At 39.9% G+C, this 6,776-nt stretch carries 6 protein-coding genes and 1 pseudogene; 4 read left to right on the top strand and 3 right to left on the bottom strand.

From position 1 onward, the window contains the following. Positions 1 to 81: 81 nt before the first annotated feature. Both VB740_RS16500 and VB740_RS16495 read right to left on the bottom strand, forming a co-directional pair. The gene (locus VB740_RS16500) at positions 82 to 1,686 is read right to left on the bottom strand and encodes a sensor histidine kinase (RefSeq protein ID WP_323201049.1); all 1,605 of its coding nucleotides are present in this window, start codon (positions 1,684 to 1,686) and stop codon (positions 82 to 84) included. A 46-nt stretch (positions 1,687 to 1,732) separates the two neighbouring features. Further along, complete coding sequence (locus VB740_RS16495; protein ID WP_323201048.1) at positions 1,733 to 2,233, bottom strand: hypothetical protein; 501 nt, start codon at positions 2,231 to 2,233, stop codon at positions 1,733 to 1,735. Between the two features lie 493 nt (positions 2,234 to 2,726). Between VB740_RS16495 and VB740_RS16490 the strand changes: the two genes are divergently transcribed. Next, on the top strand, positions 2,727 to 3,500 hold the full coding sequence (locus VB740_RS16490) for a red chlorophyll catabolite reductase (RefSeq protein WP_323201047.1): 774 nt from the start codon (positions 2,727 to 2,729) through the stop codon (positions 3,498 to 3,500). Positions 3,501 to 3,639: 139 nt separating this feature from the next. Here the strand turns inward: VB740_RS16490 and VB740_RS16485 are convergent, their stop codons facing one another. Continuing rightward, positions 3,640 to 4,647 (bottom strand): NmrA family NAD(P)-binding protein, encoded by a 1,008-nt coding sequence (locus VB740_RS16485; protein ID WP_323201046.1) that lies wholly within the window; start codon positions 4,645 to 4,647, stop codon positions 3,640 to 3,642. A gap of 119 nt (positions 4,648 to 4,766) precedes the next feature. Between VB740_RS16485 and VB740_RS16480 the strand changes: the two genes are divergently transcribed. From VB740_RS16480 to VB740_RS16470, 3 genes and pseudogenes are all read left to right on the top strand, one after another. Further along, entirely contained in the window at positions 4,767 to 5,531 is a 765-nt protein-coding gene (locus VB740_RS16480; protein WP_323201045.1) for a red chlorophyll catabolite reductase, read from the top strand. A 32-nt stretch (positions 5,532 to 5,563) separates the two neighbouring features. After that, positions 5,564 to 6,598 (top strand): nitrilase-related carbon-nitrogen hydrolase, encoded by a 1,035-nt coding sequence (locus VB740_RS16475; protein WP_323201044.1) that lies wholly within the window; start codon positions 5,564 to 5,566, stop codon positions 6,596 to 6,598. Further along, positions 6,595 to 6,776: pseudogene (locus VB740_RS16470) on the top strand (hypothetical protein); the annotation flags it as partial. The gene VB740_RS16475 and the pseudogene VB740_RS16470, both read left to right, overlap by 4 nt.

Here is a 6,776-nt window from a genome sequence, read left to right as displayed (position 1 = left end):
TTAATTGCGAATTGCGTTAGCGCAGCGTTAGCGAGTCTTCGAGCGTCATTGCGAACTGCGAATTGGTATTAATATATTTGCTTACCGTGTCTGGTTGATAGGAATCTCAATCAAAAACTCTGTACCCTTACCAGGTGCAGAAATACACTGAATTTTTCCCTTATGTTTCTCTACTATAATTTGGTAACTAATAGATAATCCTAAGCCAGTACCTTTACCTACAGGTTTTGTAGTAAAGAAGGGGTCAAACAATCTAGTCTTAACTTCCTCAGTCATTCCTGGCCCATTATCTTTAATACTAATAATCACGCACTCTTCATTGGTAACTTCGGTGTGGACAATAATAGAACTAAGGTGTTTTTTAGCATTTCCTTTGAAACATTCTGCTTCCCATTCATATAAAGCATCAATAGCATTACTGAATATATTCATAAATACCTGATTTAATCCTCCCGCATAACATTCAACAAGAGGCAAATCACCATAATCTTTGATTATTGCAATTTCCTGCTGCTTATGCTTTTCTTTCAAACGATACTGTAAAATTAATAACGCGCTATCAATTCCTTCATGAATATCAACAGGTTTCATTTCTGCTTCATCAAGACGCGAGAAGTTCCGCAAAGTTAGCACAATCTCGCGGATGCGCTCAGTACCAACTGTCATTGAAGATAAGACTTTCGGCATATCATCAAGAATAAACTCTAAATCTATTTTATTAATTAGACTAGTTATTTCTGAGTTGTAATTAAAATTTTGTTGCTGATACAGGTTAATTAAAGTTAGTAACTGCTGACTATATTCTTTAACATGCATCACGTTACCATAAATAAAATTAACTGGATTATTTATTTCATGAGCAACACCAGCAACTAGCTGACCTAATGAGGACATTTTTTCAGTTTGAATAAGTTGTACTTGAGCGTGTTGCAATTCTTGAAGTGTCTGTTGTAATTGAATATTTTTGTGTTTTAATTTTGCCGTTCTCTCTGCAACTTGCATTTCCAACCTATAATTCGTTTCTTCTAAGGCGGCTTGAGCAAATTTTTTAGCTTTTAAGTACTGCTGTAATAAATGTAATACTAAAAGCCATGCCGGAATCAGCATTACTAAACTTATAATAGATTCTAAAATTGCCCAAAATAGTCTTTTGTAATAATCATCAACTTTCTGCTGTAACTGAAGTGAGATATTACGCTTCCTTTTAGCAACGCCATCAGCATAAATTTGTTTTTGCTTTTCATACTCACTGTTAAAAAGTAGTAGTTGTGCTATCTCTTTTTGATTATTTCTTACTAATTCAAAAGATTGATATTCAATCGCAACCAAGCGCTGATTAGCAGCATCAATTTTCTGGGCATTCTCATTTTCATATACTTGAGGAGCCAGTTTAATAGATTCTTTAATAGCAATGTCGAGTTGAGGTTCAAATTTGCGATACCGTTCTTCCCAAATAAAATTTCCTGTAGCAGCATTCATGCGTGCTGACATTGTTAATACTTCATCAAGATAAGTAATTTCATCACTCAGTCTTTGGAGTTGAAATTCATGTTTAGTAATACTATTAAAGTTATAATATGCTTGCCAGTTGAGCAAAATTTGAGGAATAAACAATAGTAATGTCAACAGTACTGTTACAGTTACTATTTGAGAGGGAACTAATCTCAGTTTATTAAGTAGAAGCATTTTGATAGTATTTTTTAGATATATACTAGTTGACTATTAATCAAATTTAATACTCTTCTATAAGTTTTATTTCATCCGTGTTAATACCGAAAACCTTTCTCAAATGTCCTATATTCTCATTTTGATAAATTTCAAGCTTGATCTCATTTATTTGTTTTATTTTAATCTTTCTACCATACATAAAACCTAAATTAAAATTTATTAAATCTAATGTCGAAAAGTTATAAGGGTATGGATATATAAATTTAGCAAAAAGTTTATATATGAATAAATGTAGTTTATTAGTCTTTAAGTCATTACCCATTGTAAATCCAATTACAAAAGCTTCATCTTGAGGAGAAATACCTCTACCTAAAAGTATGTGGATATAATCATGATGACGCAGAGTAATTTTTCCAGGTAATGCCAATGGACTATTAGGGTTCTCTAATAACCAAATTACAAGAGGAATTTTTGGCTCATGTAAACTAAATACTACAGAATGTACTTCCTTTAAATTCATTTGAGCTATGTCTAGTTGAAAAGTTTCATCTAAATCAAAAGCCATATCTGTACTTTAAACAAAATAACTAACTAACTTATTAGTATTTGTTTTTCTTTTAACTTGTCTATATTTACTGAGAAAATTATTTTTATTTTTATAATTAAGTATAAAAACAACATTTTTGCATAAAGTTACAGTATTATTACTGAACTTAGAGTAAGAGCAGAGGCATCTCAGAGGCATCTAATGAGGAATCATCGACTGATGCTGATAAGGTGTTATTGCGATCGCAAAGCATCTTGTAGAGTTGCAAAGCAATCTCAAACCTATGGATAGCCAGCTTCGGCGTCTATATTCTACCTAGAGTAACAGGATTATTTTTTTCTTGTGCTCGTCTACTTAAGGATGTTGCTATAGCTTTATCATGGTTTAGTTGATGGGCTGTTTCCCACAGTTCTGAATTCGATGAATGCGTTGCTTGATATGGGCAACGAGCTAGACACCAGAAAGTGTCAAACTAAACATAAAGTTTATAGAAAAGCCGCAAACTCAAAGTATGACTAAGCAACCAACAGATTTAGACAATAAAGCTGTATTTGAGCAGTTATGGGGGATTACAAAGGAACTCCACCAAAAACTAGAGGCTCGTTTTCAATTACATCCAGACCCTTCTGTAGAAAATTTGCAGCAATACAGCAGTCTTGATGGCAATATGAAGGGTTCGCTTACCGCTTTTTCGGGGAAAGAAATAGACTGGTTAGTTCATTCCTGGCTGGGAAACCCTGAAAAATCAAACTTTAGTACTATGCGTCTCACCACTTGGTTGAAGTCGCATATTCAAGTTCCTCATTTGGCCTTTGAGTTTGGCACGCTTCCAAATGGAAATATCTTATTTTATATAGATTACATTGCCCGAACTGAGCTTTTAAGCGATTTGGCATATCTCGATCGCTACTATGAGCCAGTTAATCAAACATTCTTAAAGTTACAAGAAGATTCGCGCCTCAAGGTATTTACCAGCAAAAGTCTGTATCTTCGATTATTTCAATCGCCTGTTAAATTGTGCTACACAGGCGCACCTACTTTTGAAACCCTTGAACTGACTCGCACACTTGCACATGAAACCCTCGATCGCTGGCTAACTTGGATAGATGCAGCTGAACCTTTGCCAGAAGATGCACGCACTGCTTTAGCAACTCGTGATTTGGCACTACGCCGTACCAGTGCTGAACGTGATCCAGGTAATAAATTTGTCGCACAGATATTTGGATCTGAGTTGGCAGATAAAATTGTACGATCGCTCTGGGGTGGCAATCGAATTAGTCATTAGTCATTTGTCATTGGTCATTTGTCCTTAGTCCCATGACCCATGCCCACTAGTTCAGAATCATACCGCGCTTTAGCACTGCAAGTTACCTGTCATGCAAAACTTCATAACCGCCTACTTTTGCCACAGTGTACTAATCCGATCACAGACTCTCGTAAGTGAGTTCCGCATTTGCCCAGTTGGTTTCTGCCAGAAACTCCCTAAATGTGGTCAGAAGTCCAGGAAACTCCTCTTCTCGTAAACGCCAGACATCGGCTTGATAACCTTGCTTGCGATACCACTGAATTAAATCGAACAGTTCCTTTTGCAGCAAGAGTAAGAAAATCCAAGCGGGTGTCTCTTTATGGACAACTTTCATCCCCTGTGCTTGGGAGAATGCCTCTGCCATCTGCTTTGGAGTCAGCACATCGCCAGCTAGCTCAATTTCTTGACCAATATACTTAGTGGGATGTTTAATTACGTAGGCAGCAACGCGGCCCATATCCTTCGTTGTAATTAGATGAAGGGGCTTGTCTTGCTGAATAGAAAATGGGAAACTACCTTTGAGGATGGAAGGTCGCGTGTACTTCTTCCAAAACTCCTCCATAAACAAGCAGGCTCGCAACATGGTAGTCGGTAAACCAGCTTCTTTGAGAATTTGCTCCACTTGGTACTTTTGCTCAATGCGGGGGATTCCTGAATTCCGATCCGCCCCACCTGCGGAATTGTAAACAAAGTGCTTAATATCAGCTTGTTTGGCAGCTTGTGCAACTCGCCTTGCTCTCTCCACCTCTAGCGGGTCAATTCTAGCGGAGTCCGCAGAAGTAGCGTGGCAGTATACAGCCGAAATTCCTGTAAAGGCTTCTATGAGGGAGGTTTCATCGTCAAGGTTGGCTTTTACCAGTTCAACTCCGGCATCGTTGAGTTTTGCAAGAGTTGGACGATTAAGGTCAATTTCTCTAGTGATGGCTCGCAGGTTTGTAACTCCCTGTTCGAGAAATCCCTTAACGACATTTCCACCTGTGCCGCCAGTAACTCCGATGAGTAAGACTTTATCGGTGTTTGACTCTGTGCGATCGGGGAAATTTGACATTCTCTCTTCTACCTGGAGTTCTTCATTTAAATTAAGTTTATCCAAAGACAGGAAAAGCAAACAATAATTCCACGCCATTTACAGTTGTTCTGGCTCAGTGGAAGATTTAAGAATAATTCTGACAGAAGCTAGATGCTGATTTTTCGCTTTTATATTATGTTTGTTTGCATTCTTATCTAAAAGGGTACATATAAACAGTGCTTGAGCAGCAACCTAATGTAGACAGTACAGCCTTATTTAAACAGTTGTGGGGCTTGACAAATGAACTCCGTGAGAAAATAGATGCTCGTTTTGAGTTACATTCAGATCCGTCTACCAAGAACTTTCAAAACTACTCTGCTTTGGTTGGAGAAGCGCACGGTTCGCTCAATACCTTTTCTGGCCCAGAAATTGATTGGCTCGTGCATTCATGGTTGCGCGAACCTAAATCTGGCTTTTGCAATATGCACCTAACTGTTTGGCTCAAGTCTCAGATTCGTGTTCCTCATTTGGCTGTTGTCTTTGCCACGGTTCCAGAACTGTTCTTTTTTATAGATTACGTCCCTCGCACTGATCTATTCACTGACCTGGACTATTTGGATCGTTACTACGAACCTGTAAACCAGACATATTTGGCGTTCTTGGAAGATTCACATTTTCAGCAGTATATTAGCAAAACGCTGTATATCCGTCAGGTACAATCCCATACTAGTTTGTGCTACACCAGTCCAGTTACAGAGGAGACACTAGCTCGCGTCCACACGGTAGCGCATGAGATGATAGATCGTTGGCTAGGTTGGGTAGATGAAGCTGAACCAGTACCAGAATCCGAGCGGGCTGCTTTATCTGAGCATGATTTATTTGTGCGCCGTACTGTTGCTGAACGTGACCCAGACAACAAAATCGCTGTGCGGTTATTTGGAGCAGAAATGACAGATAAATTAGTCCGATCGCTCTGGGGTGGCGATCGAATTAGTCATTAGTCATTTGTCATTTGTCCTGAGTTCCATGCCCTATGCCCACTAATCCAGAATCATACCGTGCCTTAGCACTGCAACTTACCTGTCATGCAGTCAACCAAGCAAGCGATGCCCACGAAGCGCGATCGCTCATGCAAAACTCCATCAACCGTGTAGCTCAACAAATTGCTGCCAGTATCGCTTTCATTGGCTTCGATTGTCGTTTAATTGTACTGCCAGAATATTTCCTCACTGGTTTCCCAATGGGAGACTCTTTAGCAGGATGGGCAGAAAAAGCTTGTATAGAAATGGCTGGTGCTGAGTATGAGGCACTCGGTAAAATTGCCCAAAAGCACAAAATCTTTTTAGCTGGTAATGCCTACGAAGTTGACCCCAACTTTCCCGGATTGTACTTTCAAACCTGCTTTATTCTTGACCCTTCTGGCTCAATTGTCTTGCGGTATCGGCGGCTGAATTCGTTGTTTGCCCCTACTCCCCATGATGTTTGGGATAAATATCTTGACTGCTATGGTTTAGAGGGAGTTTTCCCCGTAGCCAAAACTGCGATCGGTAATTTGGCAGCTTTAGCATCAGAAGAAATTTTATATCCAGAAGTGGCGCGGTGTTTGGCGATGCGAGGAGCGGAGATTTTTGTCCATTCCACCTCGGAAGTATACAACAAAAGCCTCACCCCCAAAGACGCAGCAAAAATCACTCGCGCCGTCGAAAATATGGCATACGTAGTTTCAGCCAATACCGCAGGCATCGCTAATATTGCTATCCCCATTGCTTCGGCTGATGGTGGTTCTAAAATCATTGACCATCGCGGAATCGTTTTAGCAGAGACAGGTGTAGGCGAGAGTATGGCAGCATTTGCCGAGATTGACCTAGTCGCATTACGCCGCGATCGCCGCCGACCAGGGTTAAATAATTTACTTTCCCGCCAACGGTTTGAACTATACGCCGAAAGTTATCGCCAATCACACTTTTACCCCCCTAATACTATGCTGGAAGGAGAAGTAGACCGCAAACACTTCCTCCAAACGCAGCAAGCCACCATTGAACGGTTAGCCAAACTGGGAATTATTTGAATTCGGGAGTGGGGAGTGGGGAGTGGGGAGTAGGGGGAGCAGGGGGAGCAGAGGGAGCAAATCAATTCAAAATTCAAAATTCAAAATTCAAAATTAAAGAACTTCTGCCTCCTCTTTCTCAAGGCCCCATGCCCAATGCCCAATGCCCAATGCCCAATGCCCAATGCCCCATGCCCAA

This window comes from Nostoc sp. UHCC 0251 (genome assembly GCF_034932245.1).
Taxonomy (GTDB): domain Bacteria; phylum Cyanobacteriota; class Cyanobacteriia; order Cyanobacteriales; family Nostocaceae; genus Nostoc.
This window is presented reverse-complemented; position numbering and strand designations above follow the sequence as displayed.